At 40.0% G+C, this 14528-nt stretch carries 17 protein-coding genes; all 17 read right to left on the bottom strand.

Translation table 11 applies throughout. The annotated features are described in order from the left end of the window. Nucleotide 1: 1 nt before the first annotated feature. A complete protein-coding gene (locus GEZ84_RS05010; protein WP_153223721.1) occupies nucleotides 2-1504 on the bottom strand; it encodes a distal tail protein Dit in 1503 nt (500 codons plus the stop codon). Next, nucleotides 1501-5634: a phage tail tape measure protein gene (locus tag GEZ84_RS05015; RefSeq protein WP_153223722.1), complete on the bottom strand. Its 4134-nt coding sequence runs from the start codon at nucleotides 5632-5634 to the stop codon at nucleotides 1501-1503. Before GEZ84_RS05015 ends, GEZ84_RS05010 begins: the two co-directional genes overlap by 4 nt. 56 nt (nucleotides 5635-5690) lie before the next feature. Then, nucleotides 5691-5921 carry a hypothetical protein gene (locus GEZ84_RS05020; protein ID WP_153223723.1) on the bottom strand — a complete coding sequence of 77 codons (231 nt, stop codon included), beginning with the start codon at nucleotides 5919-5921 and terminating at the stop codon, nucleotides 5691-5693. Nucleotides 5922-6169: 248 nt separating this feature from the next. Beyond that, nucleotides 6170-6463, bottom strand: coding sequence for a phage tail assembly chaperone G (gene gpG / locus GEZ84_RS05025; protein ID WP_153223724.1), 294 nt, complete (start codon nucleotides 6461-6463; stop codon nucleotides 6170-6172). A gap of 49 nt (nucleotides 6464-6512) precedes the next feature. Further along, nucleotides 6513-7109, bottom strand: coding sequence for a major tail protein (locus tag GEZ84_RS05030; RefSeq protein ID WP_153223725.1), 597 nt, complete (start codon nucleotides 7107-7109; stop codon nucleotides 6513-6515). 16 nt (nucleotides 7110-7125) lie between these two features. Further along, entirely contained in the window at nucleotides 7126-7506 is a 381-nt protein-coding gene (locus tag GEZ84_RS05035; protein WP_153223726.1) for a hypothetical protein, read from the bottom strand. Then, nucleotides 7506-7904 carry a hypothetical protein gene (locus GEZ84_RS05040; RefSeq protein ID WP_153223727.1) on the bottom strand — a complete coding sequence of 133 codons (399 nt, stop codon included), beginning with the start codon at nucleotides 7902-7904 and terminating at the stop codon, nucleotides 7506-7508. The genes GEZ84_RS05035 and GEZ84_RS05040 overlap by 1 nt, the downstream gene beginning before the upstream one ends. Beyond that, nucleotides 7897-8289, bottom strand: a complete 393-nt coding sequence (locus GEZ84_RS05045; protein ID WP_153223728.1) for a phage head-tail adapter protein — start codon at nucleotides 8287-8289, stop codon at nucleotides 7897-7899. The genes GEZ84_RS05040 and GEZ84_RS05045 overlap by 8 nt, the downstream gene beginning before the upstream one ends. Continuing rightward, nucleotides 8273-8449, bottom strand: coding sequence for a hypothetical protein (locus GEZ84_RS10695; RefSeq protein ID WP_194252030.1), 177 nt, complete (start codon nucleotides 8447-8449; stop codon nucleotides 8273-8275). The genes GEZ84_RS05045 and GEZ84_RS10695 overlap by 17 nt, the downstream gene beginning before the upstream one ends. Next, nucleotides 8442-8729: a phage gp6-like head-tail connector protein gene (locus tag GEZ84_RS05050; RefSeq protein ID WP_153223729.1), complete on the bottom strand. Its 288-nt coding sequence runs from the start codon at nucleotides 8727-8729 to the stop codon at nucleotides 8442-8444. The genes GEZ84_RS10695 and GEZ84_RS05050 overlap by 8 nt, the downstream gene beginning before the upstream one ends. Nucleotides 8730-8744: 15 nt before the next feature. Further along, nucleotides 8745-9866 carry a phage major capsid protein gene (locus GEZ84_RS05055; RefSeq protein WP_153223730.1) on the bottom strand — a complete coding sequence of 374 codons (1122 nt, stop codon included), beginning with the start codon at nucleotides 9864-9866 and terminating at the stop codon, nucleotides 8745-8747. A 16-nt stretch (nucleotides 9867-9882) separates the two neighbouring features. Then, entirely contained in the window at nucleotides 9883-10665 is a 783-nt protein-coding gene (locus tag GEZ84_RS05060; RefSeq protein ID WP_153223731.1) for a head maturation protease, ClpP-related, read from the bottom strand. Further along, on the bottom strand, nucleotides 10646-11797 hold the full coding sequence (locus tag GEZ84_RS05065; RefSeq protein WP_153223732.1) for a phage portal protein: 1152 nt from the start codon (nucleotides 11795-11797) through the stop codon (nucleotides 10646-10648). Before GEZ84_RS05065 ends, GEZ84_RS05060 begins: the two co-directional genes overlap by 20 nt. Before the next feature lie 54 nt (nucleotides 11798-11851). Further along, nucleotides 11852-13492 carry a terminase TerL endonuclease subunit gene (locus GEZ84_RS05070; RefSeq protein WP_153223733.1) on the bottom strand — a complete coding sequence of 547 codons (1641 nt, stop codon included), beginning with the start codon at nucleotides 13490-13492 and terminating at the stop codon, nucleotides 11852-11854. Then, a complete protein-coding gene (locus GEZ84_RS05075; RefSeq protein ID WP_153223734.1) occupies nucleotides 13489-13827 on the bottom strand; it encodes a hypothetical protein in 339 nt (112 codons plus the stop codon). Before GEZ84_RS05075 ends, GEZ84_RS05070 begins: the two co-directional genes overlap by 4 nt. Nucleotides 13828-13945: 118 nt before the next feature. Next, nucleotides 13946-14242, bottom strand: a complete 297-nt coding sequence (locus GEZ84_RS05080; RefSeq protein ID WP_153223735.1) for an HNH endonuclease — start codon at nucleotides 14240-14242, stop codon at nucleotides 13946-13948. Then, nucleotides 14239-14442 carry a hypothetical protein gene (locus tag GEZ84_RS05085; RefSeq protein WP_153223736.1) on the bottom strand — a complete coding sequence of 68 codons (204 nt, stop codon included), beginning with the start codon at nucleotides 14440-14442 and terminating at the stop codon, nucleotides 14239-14241. Before GEZ84_RS05085 ends, GEZ84_RS05080 begins: the two co-directional genes overlap by 4 nt. Between the last annotated feature and the right edge of the window lie 86 nt (nucleotides 14443-14528).

The following is a 14528-nucleotide window of genomic DNA, read 5'->3' on the forward strand; positions in this document are numbered from 1 at the left end:
ATTAAATCCACCTTTCTTCAAATTCGATAGTTACTGTTGGTTTTTTCTTGATAAAGCTAGAAAAATACATCTCAAGTTTGGACTCTCCAGGCGGTATAGATAGCCATTGTGAGCCATCAACAACCTCTCCAGCTTTAGCGATGCCATCAATGTAGACCGTATCATCTTCACTGTTGATAACAACATTTGAACCGATAGGATAACGGTTAGGAATATCTCTTGATACTTGCACAAAGTCCTTACGATACATCAACTCATCGAGATAGAGATGAGGGATGATTGGCTTTCCGTGAAAAGCACCTACTGTAACATGAATCTTAGCTGATTTTTTACTTTTTATTTCAGGAACGAAAAACTCATAATGTGATCCGTTGAAATAGACCTGAATCCTCTCATCATTTCTCGTAATTTCAAACTGCCCTCTTGTTTTCGCAAAAGGGTTTTTATTCGCGTCACTTGATGAGTCAAAATCAAAAGTTTTTAAGAAATTATAGTCATTATTGTTATTTGTTGCGAAAACATTGAAACCACAGTATAATCCTTTATATCGCTTGTACGTTTCAACTCCATACAAAAATTGTCCTGCTGTATCTGATACAGCTACCTTGATAAAGCCACATTGATTTATTGACTCTAGCTGATAGACCAATTTGCAAAAGATGTAATCGTTGAGTGAGCCTTTTTGACCTGTTGAGTCTGCAGGTATCTCCCATGACAGCCCTGTTGAGTAGCTGACATTATATGTTCCTCCAGATTGTTCTATCAATTTGACACGTTTCTTGCCATCTACTGTGACTAGTTCAGATGTCCCAGTTATGTTCTCCCATCTACTATTGGTTACTGAGCTATTTTTCACTGCTCTAGCAAAGCCGTCAGCGATTTTGTCGCCTCTAAAATCAAGCAAGACCTCAGACCGTTTGACTGTTTCAGTATCAGCCTCCTCACGGTTTCCCATCTCAAAAGCCGTATTATTATTGACAAGGCCAATATATCCATTTTCAGCATTATGCTTAACTCTGATAATTGGAAAGGTCTCAACCGTCCCATTGTTTACTAAGTCAAAAACCATTTTATCGCTTGTAGTTTGTGCATTTGAATCGCTATTGAAATTCTTATAAGCTGAGCTATGGGCTACACCGTCTGGAACAATAAATTTTATAGAACCAGTTGACCTTCGACCGCTCGTTTCTTGCATTGAAATACTCTCAATCGGCATGACCAGATAGTATTTGTCTGGCTCATCTGAAAAGGTCAACTCTTTCGGGCCATCAACATTAAAAATACCCGCAAGTTTGTGCTTGAGGGTATTTCTGTCTTTGGACCAGATGGAAAAGTCCACCTTGATATATTTTGCATCAATGGTTTGGTGCTGGATATTCACTCCGATTCTTGGTGCATGGTCAATAGAGATAGAGCGATTATTTCCGACATCACGTTGGATGTCATGAATTTCAATAAGCTCTCGTAAATCTGTTTTATTAAAACGAATAGTCACTTCGCTCATTCAATCACCCCTTTCATTCTTAGTAACATTTTCTCACGCTCTTTCTGAGTTTTAGTGATAATATCCGTAACTTTTGTGTTATCCAGATAAGCGTTTGTGTCCTTGTTAAGGATAGCAGTAAGCAATTTTTCTAAACTTGACCTCAGGATCCTCATCTCAGACACGACTTTATCTGTATCTTGCCCACTTTGGACACTAGTGGTCTGAATAGTGATATTACGTTGAGCTTGTTCGATTTCTTTAAGAAATTTAGCATCGCTCGGGATTCCGATACCAGAAGCATATTTAGGAACACCCATCTCACGCATCAATCTTCTTGTCTTATCCGCTCGCAAGACCTTTGAACCTTTTGGAAGAGGGAGCAAGACATCACGACCTTGTGGGATGAAACTCCTACCATTTGGCAGTGTAACCATTTCCTTATAGTTGCTGTTCCTTTGGTCGTTGACGATAGCAAGACCACCAGGGTGATAGTTGGTACCGTGAGCATGCTTACTCACAGAGATATTCGTAAAGAAATTACCAGTTACACTATCAATCCAACTCCTAATACCTGATAGAACTCCAGAGGCATTATCTCGAGCGTTAATAGTAACAGTTTTGTCCTGAATACCGTTCACTCCCGTTTTCACCTCATTAACAGTACCATAAGTGCTATTCTTAGCAAGAATATCCACTGGATTATATTGCTTAATAGCATTGATAGCACTGCTTGTCTCATTTCGTACACCAGCAGTCTGATCAGTCGCAAACAAATTGATAGGAGCTTCTTGTTTCGGAGAGTTTACACTTGCTTGAGCACTTCCAACAGCAGCACTCGTATTATCTACTGCATTTAAAGATTTAGTCTCGACAGCCGCAAAATTCCAAGCTGTAATCTTGTCAATAGATAACCGACCATTGTTCAGAACATTAGTAGGGTCTACCTTCAAATCTTTTGTAAACGGTGTGGTTGCATTCCAGGTTGTCAGAGTATCAGTAGAACGAGCAACTGCCTTTCTTAGACTTTCATCAGTAGCGAGTAATTCCTTCTGTTTTGGTTTCAGAGCTTCATAGTTAGACAGAGCCTTTGAGGCTTCCTCCGCCTTGTTCATGATGTCTGTATTCTTCATGAGAAGTTCTTTGACTTCCGCTGGCATACTGTTCCATGTTTTAAGATGGGTTTCGCTATCAAAGATAGCTTGTAGACCAGTTTGATTCTTGACAATAACTTGTTTCTCTTCGAGAGTCATGTCTTTCCATTTGCCGGATTCGACAAGAGCCTCAGCAATTGTAGCACGAGCATTTGAATTGATATTCGCATTTTTAACAATAAATTGCAATTGTTCCCAACCTTCAGCTGACTGGGTGGCCTCGCCAATTACTTCTTTTACATTAGATTTGACTTCAAAATTACCATTTTCATTGATATTTGCAACCAACAAAGACCATGCATCATTTGCTTCTCTTGTTTCCTTGGTCATATTACTAGTATACTTAGCAAGGATGCTATGGGAATCACCCATTTTTTGAGAAGCTTCTGCTGCCTTTTGACCGATTACTTCATAAGACAAACCATATTCTTCCAGAACCTTTTTAGCTTCTTCCCAGTAGTTCCAGCTTTGACCAGTTCGAGCTTTTACCTTAGCATCAAGATTTTGCATGACCTGGTAATACTTACTTCCTAAGGCTTCCATGGTTTGCTGGTGATTTGTTTCAAGTTCTTGAATTTTTTTATTGTAAGTTTCTTGATCGATACGTTTAGCGTCTAAGAGTTGTTTCAAGCCATCTTTTGATGTTTTGTATAATTGATTTTCTTCATCAAGAGCTTTCTTCAAAACATCTTTAGTGTGTTTTAGCTGGGTCTCGTTTAAAGTGCTAATCTCTCCATTCAGAGCCTGAAGCGCAGCCTTCTGTTGTTCGCCAGATAATTCCATCATTTCGATTCTAGCTTTAATCATCTCTCTCTGATTATTTAAGACGATTTCTTTTTCTTCTTGAGAGAACTTGCTAGCATCTCCATTATGGCGTTTGTAAATCTCACTAACTTGATTAGCCATAGCATCTGTATTAGCCACTACTTGTACGTTTCGTGACTTCATTTTAGCGATTTCTTCATCGCTAAATCCCAACTTCTTAGCCAATTCTTCCATACGTTGATTAGCTTTTTCAGCACCTGCCGCTACTTCTTCATGAAGTTTTCGAAAAGCACTAGAAACTTTTTCAGCATCGCCAGCGTGGGTTCCAAAGTTGGCTACTGCTGTGCTGGTATCATCTACCTTACTTTGGAAATCTCTTAACTCTTTCCTTGCAGTATCACTCAACTGTGAACCAAATTCCTCCGCCTTAATGCGCGCCTCGTCTTTCTTATGTCCTAGATAGACCAATCCTCCAGCTAGTAAAGCAGTACCACCCACAAGCAAACCAATCGGATTTGTCAAAGCCCCAATAGCTCCAGACAAGAGACCAGAACTAGATGCAGCAGCACCAGCTCCTTCCGCTAAAACAGTGGCTTCACTTCCTACTTTAGCAAGACCGAGACCACCTTGTAAAAGTCCTTTTAATTTACCAGCGTGTTTTATCAAGATACTAAGAGCTGTCGCACCATTGCCTAGGAAGTTCAATAAAGGATATCCTAGAGCCAAAAAACCACCAATACCACCCGCCAAGCTCTGAACGGCTGGAGGAGCCTTACTTAACCAGTCGATAAATTGATTCACCTTATCAATCGTAGGAGTCAGTAAGGGTAATAATTTCTGACCAATGTTAATCTGTAGAACTTCCAAACTAGATTTAAAACGCTCCACCCCATTTTTAGAAGACTTAGATAATTCATTTGCTAAATCCTTTGTATAAGTTGTCGCGCCCTTGGTTTCATTAGCGAGATTACGCAAAGCATCTCCACCTTGGTCAACCAAGATATTCATCGCTGTCTGAGCTTCTGTACCAAATGCTGTAGCAATCAAGGCTGATTTCTGAGCATCTGTCATCCCTTCCGTATTCTTTTTGATACGATCCAAAATATCAGGTAGCTTAATCGCCCCACTACGAAATTCTTCTGCAGAAAAACCAAGCTTCTCCATTGCATTTGCATTTTGCTCTGATGGTTTCAGTAGCCTTGTTAAAGCTCCACGCAGAGCCGTACCAGCCTTTTCACCAGCAATACCATTGTTGGACAAAAGACCAACAGCAGCGGCAGTCTCTTCCAAGTTCATACCAACGTTTTTAGCAACGGGACCAACATACTCCATTGCAGCCCCCATATCAGCAAAACCAGCAGCCGTTTTATTGGCGACAAAGGTTAAGCTATTGGTTACTCGCTCTGTATCCTGAGTAGATAGCCCAAATTGTTGCAAAATATTCGTAGTGGCGTTCATAACCGTATTGAAGTCCTCACCAGACGCCTTTGCAGCATCCAGGATAGCAGGCATGGCTTCGATTGTTTGATTGGCATCAAAACCTTTCTTGATAATTTCTTGCATCCCTTCATTGATAGATGCAGTAGAAATCCCATACTGCTTCGCCCAATTTTTTGAACTTTCTCCCAGCTTTTGTGTGGTACTGTTCAGTTCATCCGCTGTTGGAATGGTATCAGCTAACAGAGATTTAGTTGTATTCATCTGACTTTCAAAGTCAATAGCTTTCTTAGTAGAAAGCGTAAAACCAGCTAATAAAGCAGCAGACACAGGCTTCATTGCATCGCCCATAGCCCGCAATTTTTCTCCACCTTTAGCAAATCTCTCACTCAAGGCATCCATCTTACCAGACCAACTATTTTCACGCCCTACATCTTGCAAAGCTTTTTCAACACCACGTAGCTGACCTTCCATTGCTGCTAACTTGGCATTCTCACGCTGAATATCAGCAGCAGCCTTGTCAAACTTAGCTGTTCCAGGATCAAGTTTATCAAAACTTTTCTTCATCTCATCCAAAACTTTACGTTGTGAATCAATGGCTTGTCCCAAAGTCTTGTATTTCGCTTGAAGTAAGCTAGCGTTTTTTTCATTCCCCTTTAAAGTACTATCCAAAGAACGGACATTATTTTGAAAGTACTTTACAGCGTTTTTTGCACCAGTTAGAGTAGGATTGAAATTCGACACGTCCAGCCCTAGCTCGATATACATTGCTCCTAACGGCGTACCGCTTGCCATTTTGTTCTCCTTCCTAACTCCTCAGAGCAAAGAAAAAAGCCCTTACGGACTTTTCATCATTCTTTATAAAAATCATCCATTGCCAGGCTCATAAAAGCCCAGATAAACAAACCAAGAAATAGATAAGCATAGAGCGGCAGGGAACCAATGATAAAGGGTGATAATAAAATCATACCCACGGTATCTCCAAAATTTGTACAAATACAATACAAGCCAAAAGCAAGATAAAGGACAAAAATGGTAAACCAAAACCAATATCTTCTACACGCCTTTTCTTTTCGAGACATTTCTTCCACCTCCCTTATATAGCTCTATTATATGCCTACCTTTCCTATTTGTAAAGCAATGACTTATAGACTTTCCAAAAAATCTGCCAAGGCAAGCACTTCTTCTTGTTCACTCGTTTCCATTGTTCCCAAGACCCCCATCAAGTCCTCCCAGCTAGTATCCATCACATCACGAATACTCATACCATAAGGACCCTCTGTAACTTGCTTGACAAATCCATAAAAACGTTGAATAGCTTGCCCAGGTGCTAGCTCTTTCCCTTTGGGGCTACATCACCTACCAGATGAGCATAAATGTCTGTAAAAATAGAAATCGCTTTTGCAAAATCTGTGTATTCTAGTAATTGTTCTACTGTCACATCATCAAATAAACTAGCAATAAATCCCAGTTGCTTATCAAGCTTCTCTACCTCAGATAAATCACTTGTCAAAGAGTCGTTCATGACCAAATAATCACGATAATCACGAGTTGTGATTTCCTTGCTCGTTTTTAGGACATCTTCTCCCTTGTCATTTTTGATTGTAAATTGAACCTTAGCCATATACTTTCCTTTCTAGAAAAAAGATAAAAAGAGAGCTTGCGCCCTCTTCTTACCCTGCAGCAACCATTTTAAGTTGACCTTTCAATTTTTTCAACTTTTCAGCATCTGAACCATAGACAATAGCTCCATAACGACCATTAGTTGCAGCGTCTGAACTAGCTGTCGCAGCGAAATTCACATTAGTAGTAGCTAACTCATTCGCCTTATCCTTGATTGTTTCAAAATCAATAGCATCCATAGAAAGCTGTCCTTTGTAAAAACCATAGTAAACTGGCTCTCCATTAGCGGTGTTACTTTCAATGAGAATGGAAACATTCTTGGCAACTGTGTCTGCACCGAAGTAATAGATACCATCATCATCGCCATACCCCAAAGCATTCGTATATAAAGCCAATGGGACATCAAGCAACCCCATCTCTACTTTAACATCACCTACCCCTCGATTGGATACGTGATAAGCCACATTACTACCATAAGTCTTTACAGGATCGCTAGATAATCCAGTTACTTTAGCGGTCTGTGTAGCCCCTTCATTATCTTTACCTTCTAGTGTGAAAAGATTCTCTCCAACTGTTGGAGTCTTTCCATCATGCACACAAATGGTAACTGATTTAAGTCCAATAAGTGCAGTTCCTTTTACTGTCATTTCTTTTTCCTTCTTTCTAGTATTTCTTATATAGAGCGCTCATACCACGATAAGTCCGAGCGTCTACATAGCGTTTGATATCAGGAATCCATTGTTCCAGACCACCTTCAGTCTGATAAAATCCCTGATCTTCCATTATTTTTTCAATTCTTCCTTGGAGTTCTTTACACTCCACTCGATTAGTAGACTCTACATTGATTTGATAGAGAAAAGTCTTTGCCAGGCTAGTATTACTACCGTGAACGCTCTGCATTGGAGGTCCTACAGGGATAATGACAATACTCGTCTCGTCATCTCCCAAGGTCTCAGGACGTTCAAATGACTTGATACTAATACCAGATAAAGACTCATCCTCCTCCAAAGCGTTAGAGAGTTCAGTTAATTTGTCTTTAATCATTACAAAAACTCCTGTTTTAACTTCATGCCAACTTTAGATTTAAAAACTGGTTTGCTACCCTCAAAAAAGCGGCGCATAATACCGAAACCACGAGGATGCCCATTCTTTGCGTATCCAAATTCGTTCAAGTGAATTAGGGTCCAACGAGGACTTTTAAATCCTAATTTAACCATTGGAACACCGCTGGATGTACCAGTCACATTCCCATGGACGACAGCTCCGACCGTCTTACCAGTGTCAGCGTACACTGCCATAGCTCGTTTGAAAGTCGGCTCAAACTCCTCAACTGTACCCTTCAATACTTTGTTGACTTTTCTACGAACTACTGGCTCTCCTAGTCGAGCCTCAATCTTCCTCAAAACATCATCAAATCCTTTTAGATTTGCTCCACTAGACATCACGACTACCTCCGATAATAACTATCAAAAAATCCCGATTATCATAATCAGGACGCACATCGATAACCTGCCATTTCTTACCAACTAAACGGATATCTCCTACTTCGACAAAATGCCGACTTTCAGGCTGATAGTCTGTCAGAGGGTCACGAATCTTCAAAGTCATCTTAGCTTTCATAGCTTTTCCTGTAGCAATCTCAATATCTTTGAAACTAGGTGAGTAAACTTGACCCATCGTATAAAAAGCCTTCTTGTAACTCACATCACGGCCATCAACCCCCTCTTTAACTTTAGAAGTATAGAAAGTCAGAGGAGTTCTCAGGTCTCCATTTTGAGACTCAGGCTTTTTATAACGATAACTGGGGCGATTAGTATGATGGGCCATCAGGAATTATTACTTCTGTGTGTTTTTCTGACCATTCAACAAAGTTAGGCAATGCTTCATTGATTTCATCAAAACGTTCTTTTGTCGCTTCAAATTCTGAACCAACTGAGCGATATTGACCTTCTTTGAGGTCATAAAATTCTTTCAAAACCTTAATCATCTATTTCCTCCAATTTGTAATTTTCTAGTGATAACGCCATCAAATCTCCTTGAAAGTTTTGATAAAAAAATTCAACTTGATCATTGTAGGCATATCGTGCACGCTCTAAAATAAACTCTCTCACTCGTGGATTGTGGTTTGTAGTACCCACGATTTGAAAAATAGCCTGTTCAGAACTTTCTAACATTCTGGAAAGGTTAGCATCCTCTCCGTCGTGAAAAATCCTCATTCTCCCCTTAAACGCATCAAGGAGAGAATGAAGTTCTACTTCGGCAGTCATGACTCAACCCCTAAATTAAGCTTCAGGGAATTTTAAAACCCAAACAGCAGCAGTCTTTTCATCATGAGCTTTACCGTAAGCAAATTGCTTCGCAGTGTAAAGATTCAAATCTTCCAAAGCGTATGTTTCGGTAAATCGACCAAATTCGATACCACCACCAACAAAAGCATCGTAACGACCTTTGACAAATGTAGTGACTTTACCTGTAGTTTGTGCTACAGATTCAACTAAGATTAGGTTGTAAGGCATTGCAGTAACATAAACACCTTGAGCATTCAAAGAAGTGTATTGTTTCTTTACATCCCAAGCATCGGCTGGGTTAACAACCATCACGAGATTTCCTTCCACTGCAACTGGAGTTTTTCCGTCTGCTTTAACAGAGTGATGTTTGTAAACCTTTGTCAATTCTTTGACTACGGTAGCTGAGTCGGCAAATGTCAACTTAGTAGTTTGAGCTGTTTTTTCATCATGAGTTGTATGGTCGCCTGAAACAGTTCCTGTAAGAGTGCGAGAAAGCCCAATAGGTTTATTATCCCCATCACCGTTCAAGAAAGCAGCTTCAAGTGCGACTGCAAAGGCTTCTGTGATTTGAACAGAGACGAATTTTGCCAACCAAGCTGGTCCAAATTTTTCGGCATCTTTTGGAATTACAACGAAAGCAGTCAATTTGTGTTGGATTGCTTCTTCTTCGTTGAATTTTTGTTTGAGTTGTCCTTGGATTTCTCCATTGATTTTCCCCCAAACAGCTTGACCTGTTTGTTCTGATTTGAGGAATTTCAAGCGGATACCAGCGTTTTTAAGGCCAATGTGTTGAAGGAGAGGGCGAGATTGTACCAGATCTTCAAAGATACGGTCAATAATTTCTTGTGGGATGAACTTCTCAATCCCTTGAGGTGCTGCCTTTTCAATGTTATTGAAGAACTCACGAGCTTCTGCAGTCAGCTTAGCATCGTATGGATTCAAAGCTGAAACTTCTTCACGAGCAGCATCACGAGCTTGAGCCATCATTTCATTGGTCATGGACTCAATCATGTCATTGTATAGCTTCGCTTGTTCTTCTTGAGGAGCGCCATTTGTAACGGCATCCAAAAATGCCTGACGTTGTTTTTCAAATTGATTAGATAATTTCATTGTCATTCTGTTTTTTCCTTTCTTAAAACATAAAAAGACCGAACCCTTTAGGAACAGCCTTGTCTGTGTTATTTTCTGGACTTTCTGGAAGATTGAATCTCTTCTGTAGAAATTCACTATTTTCGAAAGCCTCTTTGTCGATTTGTACATCTGGCAGTTTAGTTTTTAGCTTTTCAGCTACCAGTTCAGCGATTTTATCAATATCCGGTGTCATTGCTGACCTCATTTTCTCGATAAAGTCACTAGGGATCATAGGAGTTTCACTCGCAACTAAAGTCGGAGCGACTTCGTTTGTAAACATAATCTTGTCTACAAATCCGTGATTCAAAGCTGATTCAGCATCAAACCAAGTAGTCTTGTTCATCAATCCAAGCAAGTCATCAAGAGCCTTGCCGGTCTTATGAACATAGGCACTAGCAATAGATTTGTTAAAACCTTCTAGCACACCAGCCTCATGAAGCAGGACATTGTGGTCTCCGTTCACTTGCGTTGAAACGTTATGGATCATGATTTGGGCAGTCGGACTGATTTCAACCGTATCTCCTGCCATTGCAATCACACTTGCTGCGCTCGCTGCAATACCGACAATCTTCACGGTCACATCACCAGGATACGAACGTAGAGCAGTATAGATTTCACTACCAGCATAAACATCTCCACCACCCGAATTGATATGAACCTCAATCGGTTCCCCATTCTCAGGAAGGACGACATCTTTCGGAGCGGTTGCATCCCACTCAAGCCAATCGTAAAGCCATCTGTCATTATTTGACACAATCGTACCCTTAATCGGAATTACTTTCATCTTCTTTCTCACCTCCTTCCTCTATATGCCCACCAATTTGATAGTTTTTGGTGATGAGAGGTTTATCCCCCCATGGAACAGCTTCTAACCCAAGCTCAGCTCGAACTTCATTAATCAACATTGAACCAGAAGAAATAAGTTTATCAATGCTTTCAGCAAGTGCAAATTTATCTCTTTGACCTTCTCCTACGATGACAAAGCGGCTTAAATCGTCATATCTTCTTCTTGTTAGCAATGAAAAATTTAAACCATCACTCATCTTCTTAACAAGAGACTGAAAACAATAACTATTGAACATTTTTTGACTATTCTCCAGATTAGCCATGTCACCATGTAGCAAAGCTGTTGGAATACCCAATATATCAGCAACTTCATCATCAAATTGTCTTCTGAGTTTTTTTAATTCTTCAACAGATATATTTGATATTCCTGTTGTGTTGGTTAACTCGCTATATTCCATTCCATCCTGAGATGGAACAATTGCAATCGTTTTGGTGCTAAATGACTTAAAAAGTCCATCGGCATAAGCTTGAAGTTTTTCACGCATTTTATCATTGAAACTCCCGTTTGTTCTCGTGCTAAGAGTCCCCCTGATTTGATTCGTTCTCGCCAAAGCTTCGACCAGACGCGTATGAAGTTTCTCATAATCTGAAAATAAATCAGATACATACTCTTGCAATCGATTATTGTTATATTGCAAGAAAATCACTTCACTCATCCTAAATCTTTTTTCAAAAGTATAGCCCCTACAAGATACATACTCAAATACATCGTCATAAACAGCATATTTAGTTCGTGTAAAGGCATCTGCAACAAGCAACTGATCATCATCAGTAAGAAAAATTAGAACTTCATTCTTAGTAATTAACCTGTATACGACTTTTTGCCAAAAGTCTGACGCAGATTCATTTTTGTTTGGCCTTACATTCAGCAAGTAGTCCCAATCAGAAGGCTTAACCTTACCGTTTTCTTGATATTTAAATGCTGACTTAGCAAAAATCCGAGCGATGAACTCAGCTGACTTATCAATCGCTAAGCTTTTGAGTTGCAGATTCCCAAACATCCGCTCAAGATCCTCGAACTCAAAACCAACCTCTGGTACTTCACGCTTAAATAAATTCAGTAACCCCAATGCACTTCCTCCTTTCTTTTAATTTCTGCCGACCACCCACCCAAAATTTATGCTTTAAAAATCCCAACTATCAATCATGTCAAGGAATTCCCCAACATTCGACTCTTGCACCAGCTCCCTCTTGTAAAGAGCAGCTATCAAAGCATGGAACCCATCTGTCTTTCTTCTGACAGGTTCTTTCTTCAAGAAACGCTTATTGCCATCCTTATCCTCTTTGACATAGGTATTATCCGTATACCAAATCATAGAGTTGTCACCCTCAAAGATAAAACGCTCATTGGCAAATCCGTCTTCGATAATTGGCGCAACCTTAGACTGGATAGCCCCTGGATTCCGTAAGAACTCATAGTCAAAACCAGCCTCTTCCAAAAGAGGTTTTAATAAGTCCATTCTAAAACCATCGGCACAGACTAGCTCGATTTGATACTCTCTGCTCCAGTCATTCAATTTTTCAACCAATAAACGAGGGTCAATACTAGGACCATCCACGATGGTAAACAAGCCTCTGTCTGCCCATTCTTCAATAGGCGCTTTTAGTTTGAAAGCTTTCAAAAACGCTTTACGAGCAAATGAATGTTGCTTCCAGATGAACTCATCACCATTCTTAAATAGCAAACCAACACTCGCAAAGTCTCGGATGCTCGCATAGTCAAACCCAGCCACACATGACCGACCTTTCAAGTCAATACCAGGCTGACGCAAACAAGCAAGTAATTTTTCACGAGATGTCACATCTTTCTCAAGGTCAGCTTCAGGAAGATTCATCCGTTTAGTCATGAACTCCTGACGGCCAGACGGCTCCAGCTCAAGGTCATCATAATCAGCCTTGGTTCTTGCAAGCAACCTTTTAGTATAAGGAGTGCTTTCATCCAACATCGGATTAGCTTTCGGCCAGTTCTTCATATCATCTACTTCGTCCACATTGTCTAGCTTGCAAATGAAAGGAAATAGCCTGAAATCATCAACCTCTCCATTCAAGATTTGCATAGACTTCTCTATCAGCTTGTCATAGAATCCCTCACGCACATACCCATTCGTACCGTTGTAGAAAGTCCGAGCATGAGCAATCTTACCAAGACCTGACCGTTGAACCTTCACGGCCTTATCATCTTCAAACTGGTGAATCTCATCAAACTCAAGACAGCCATCACGAGCAGAGTCCATGGTCTTCGGATTATTCGTCCGAAAAGAAAAGACCGAGTTGTTCGCTCGACCTGTAATAGACATTTTAGTTAGATAGAAATGGTCCTCAAGGCCACGCCTTTGAATAGTCTCATAGACCTCCTCAAATGAAACCTTGCCCTGTTTCTCAGAATTGGCAGTGATAGTCACATCATAATCTCTGATAGGGTAGATAGGACTGATAAAGAACGATGACCTGGCAGACATAAACCCATTCTTACCACCACCACGAGCCAAAGTATACAGATACTCATCGAAGTGTGGTTCCCCGTCTTCCTTCCGAAAAAGGAAAATAAACGGAGTCAAGAAAAGCTGGTACTTAGCCAGAGGAAAAAAATTCTTTTCCGCAAAACGAATGAACTTGTCAATCAAGTCATTGTCAAAATACAAATCATCACGAGGATAGATTTTCTCCTTGATAATTTTAAACAGCAGCTTTCTTTCCTTGTTGACGACAATTTTTCCACTCTCGGCCATTTTGATGTAGTTATCAACCAGCGGATGAGAAATCATAACAGATCACTTCCAGACGTAGCTTTCTCAACAGGCGAGTTTTCCACCTCAAAATCAAACGATCGCTCAATAGCTAAAAGCTGGTTGCTTGTTGTGTTGATTTCCTTGATGAGAGAATTCGCTTTTTGAAATCTCTGTTGCCCATTGTGAACAGTGATGACCAAGCCGTCTTCATGAAGTTTAGCTTTCAGCTCGTACAGCAATCTGACAAGATAAAGATAACGATTCACTTTTTCGTACTGGATTGCATCCTTTTTTCTAGGACTGAAATAGCCGATTTTGGAAAGTAGCTGATTTTCTAATTCTTTTATATTTTTTTCCGAGTATTCTTCCATTACCCCCCACCCCCTTTAATTTTTTGTTAAAAATTTGGACAGTCGAGTGCAGACCGCTTACCGACATCTTTAAAAATTTCCGATTTTTTTGACCGGGGGGTGTTTATGTTCCATTCACCTAACCCCACCATTCATCTTTTCTGAAATTTCTGTCATTCTTATCAAAACGATCATGCCTCTTATTATGACATGCTTTGCACAGTGTTCTAAGATTATCTAAGTCAAGAGCGAACTCTGGATAGAACTCTAGCTCCTTGATGTGGTCAACTTCCAAGTTAGCAGTCGTGACCTTGCCTTCATCCCTACACCATACACATTCGTAATGATCTCGTTTAAGTGCTTGCCTTCTTATGGTTCTCCACTCGCTGGAATTGTAAAATTGGTTTCGTTCTTCTCGAGTTGAAACTTCAATCATTTTCGTGAGGTAGAAACTTTTAGTTCAAACTCATTAAGCTTGTCAAGGCAATGATTTAAATAATTAATTGCTTCAGCTGTCTCTTTAGCTAATTGACGAAACTCTGAACTATTTTCAATTTCAACACCGATTACAATTTCTCCTAATGGTTTTTGTCTATTGGTTGTTTTATTAAAAAGTCTTTTAATAATGCCTTTCATAACTATGTAAACTCCTTTGTTTTCACTCTCTCAATTCCTTGTTTTACATATTCTAATGAATTCGCTACATGAGTTTTAACTCAGAC

It is taken from the genome of Streptococcus mitis, assembly GCF_009496155.1.
Classification (GTDB): Bacteria; Bacillota; Bacilli; order Lactobacillales; family Streptococcaceae; genus Streptococcus; species Streptococcus mitis_BQ.

What these genes read in the sequence shown, in the direction of transcription:
- GEZ84_RS05010 (WP_153223721.1), bottom strand. Translation starts at nt 1,504, where the DNA reads ATGAGCGAAGTGACTATTCGTTTTAATAAAACAGATTTACGAGAGCTT.
- GEZ84_RS05015 (WP_153223722.1), bottom strand. Translation starts at nt 5,634, where the DNA reads ATGGCAAGCGGTACGCCGTTAGGAGCAATGTATATCGAGCTAGGGCTG.
- GEZ84_RS05020 (WP_153223723.1), bottom strand. Translation starts at nt 5,921, where the DNA reads ATGTCTCGAAAAGAAAAGGCGTGTAGAAGATATTGGTTTTGGTTTACC.
- gpG (WP_153223724.1), bottom strand. Translation starts at nt 6,463, where the DNA reads ATGGCTAAGGTTCAATTTACAATCAAAAATGACAAGGGAGAAGATGTC.
- GEZ84_RS05030 (WP_153223725.1), bottom strand. Translation starts at nt 7,109, where the DNA reads ATGACAGTAAAAGGAACTGCACTTATTGGACTTAAATCAGTTACCATT.
- GEZ84_RS05035 (WP_153223726.1), bottom strand. Translation starts at nt 7,506, where the DNA reads ATGATTAAAGACAAATTAACTGAACTCTCTAACGCTTTGGAGGAGGAT.
- GEZ84_RS05040 (WP_153223727.1), bottom strand. Translation starts at nt 7,904, where the DNA reads ATGTCTAGTGGAGCAAATCTAAAAGGATTTGATGATGTTTTGAGGAAG.
- GEZ84_RS05045 (WP_153223728.1), bottom strand. Translation starts at nt 8,289, where the DNA reads ATGGCCCATCATACTAATCGCCCCAGTTATCGTTATAAAAAGCCTGAG.
- GEZ84_RS10695 (WP_194252030.1), bottom strand. Translation starts at nt 8,449, where the DNA reads ATGATTAAGGTTTTGAAAGAATTTTATGACCTCAAAGAAGGTCAATAT.
- GEZ84_RS05050 (WP_153223729.1), bottom strand. Translation starts at nt 8,729, where the DNA reads ATGACTGCCGAAGTAGAACTTCATTCTCTCCTTGATGCGTTTAAGGGG.
- GEZ84_RS05055 (WP_153223730.1), bottom strand. Translation starts at nt 9,866, where the DNA reads ATGACAATGAAATTATCTAATCAATTTGAAAAACAACGTCAGGCATTT.
- GEZ84_RS05060 (WP_153223731.1), bottom strand. Translation starts at nt 10,665, where the DNA reads ATGAAAGTAATTCCGATTAAGGGTACGATTGTGTCAAATAATGACAGA.
- GEZ84_RS05070 (WP_153223733.1), bottom strand. Translation starts at nt 13,492, where the DNA reads ATGATTTCTCATCCGCTGGTTGATAACTACATCAAAATGGCCGAGAGT.
- GEZ84_RS05075 (WP_153223734.1), bottom strand. Translation starts at nt 13,827, where the DNA reads ATGGAAGAATACTCGGAAAAAAATATAAAAGAATTAGAAAATCAGCTA.
- GEZ84_RS05080 (WP_153223735.1), bottom strand. Translation starts at nt 14,242, where the DNA reads ATGATTGAAGTTTCAACTCGAGAAGAACGAAACCAATTTTACAATTCC.
- GEZ84_RS05085 (WP_153223736.1), bottom strand. Translation starts at nt 14,442, where the DNA reads ATGAAAGGCATTATTAAAAGACTTTTTAATAAAACAACCAATAGACAA.